This window comes from Rhodococcus sp. (in: high G+C Gram-positive bacteria), from assembly GCF_049286785.1.
Classification (GTDB): Bacteria; Actinomycetota; Actinomycetes; order Mycobacteriales; family Mycobacteriaceae; genus Rhodococcus_F.
In genome coordinates, this window is the sequence record NZ_JBAQEO010000644.1 from 1 (window position 1) to 1,564 (window position 1,564).

Here is a 1,564-nt window from a genome sequence, read left to right on the forward strand (position 1 = left end):
GTGCATCATCGCGCGCACGCCGAAGTGCGTCAGGAGAATGCCGTAGATCTCCTGACGAACGTGAACCGGCGTTTTGCTGCGAAGCACGACAGCGCGCCCCCGGAGTCGCGACTTGAGTTCGTCGAACGCCGTCTCGATGGTCCACCGCTGGGTGTAGCGGAATATCTTGGGGTCACCCATTAGCAAGCGCTGCCACCCATTAGCAGGCGCTGTCAATAGGGGCGGAAAAATCCCTTTGCGGCGTTTAGCCGCAGTCATCGTGGTGGCGTTGCCTTCCTGGCGATGAGGTTCGCAGTCCCTGTGTCTCGTTCGGTCGGAGTCGGCTCGTAGTGTCCGCTCCAGTCACCCATCAGGATCAAGGCTTCGGCCGATACTGGCTGACCTGGCCCCTGACGCATTTCGCGTCCCAGAAACAACGCGGTAAAAACGAGCGCGCGTCCAATTGGTGGGTTCACAGAACCTGTGGCTCACCGGCTGCCGAAGCAGACGGGTCCAACCCCGTGTGGCTCGCGCGCTCGTCGCGGACATCATAACGCCGGGACATCCTGGCCGGTGCGGCCTCCAATCAGACCTTCTGGTTGTGAACCAACCCTACGGGTGGCTGACCGCACCGACCAAGCTCTCAGACGAATACTTTCTTCGGGTCGAACGGAACGCGCTCGCGCAGGACGTGGAACACGGCCCGGGCGAGCTTGTGAGCGATCGTCTTGATCGCGACGGTCCTGTTCGTCTTTGCCGCTTTGCGGTCGTATCAACTCCGCACCTCGGGGTAGTAGCGGATGGCGAAGTGCGCGGCCTCGGTGAACGCCCAGGCGAGATAGCGGTTGCCGTTCTTCGCGTTGTTGTCGCCCTTCTTCTTGCCGTTCGACCAGCGGCTGGCCTTGACGCACCGCGCGTACGAGGCGAAGGTGCCGGCGCCGGCGAAGCGGCCCATGTCGCCGGCCTCGAACATGATCGTGAGTGAGAGGATGTTGCCGATCCCCCAGACAGTGCGCAGCGGCTCGAACTCAGGACGAAGCTTCGCTCTCGCCTGAACGGTCTTCTCGAGCACCTTGATCTGCGCGCTGAGCGTTTCGATGACCGCAAGTGTCGATGTAATCGCGAGTGCCAGGTCGGGATCGGCGTACACGGCGTTGATCTCCGCGGCCGTGAGCGTCTTCACGTCATTTCCTGTGATTTTCGTTCCCCGGTTCCTCTGCTCGAGGTTTTGCACGCTGAGGATGTTCGCGGTGCGCTGCCGCATGAGCGTCATCCGTTTCCGCAGCAGGTCCCGAACTGGACGCTGCGCGGGTGGATAGATGTAGCCGGTTGGCAGAATGCCGAGCCGCATCATGTGCGCGAGCCACCACGCGTCGTACTCATCGTCGGCGTTCTTGAGGCCTTCGTACTGCTGGATCGCCGCCGTGTTCACGAGCATGGCGCGGTGCCCGCTGGCTTGCAGACCGTCGACAAGCCAGTACCAGTTGAACGTCGACTCGACGGCCACTCCCTGGAGCGTCTCGCGGAATGGCTCGAGCTCGCGAATGATCAACGGCAGCTCGTTCCGCAGCTTTCGCTGCCGGAG

General features: G+C 62.4%; 2 protein-coding genes. Both read right to left on the reverse strand.

Annotated elements, in window-relative coordinates; translation table 11 throughout:
* The coding region (locus tag WAW17_RS23330; RefSeq protein WP_422335279.1) for a transposase at positions 1 to 180 on the reverse strand (180 nt) is incomplete at its 3' end.
* A 571-nt stretch (positions 181 to 751) separates the two neighbouring features.
* On the reverse strand, positions 752 to 1,564 hold an 813-nt coding region (locus tag WAW17_RS23335; protein WP_422335280.1), incomplete at its 5' end, for a transposase.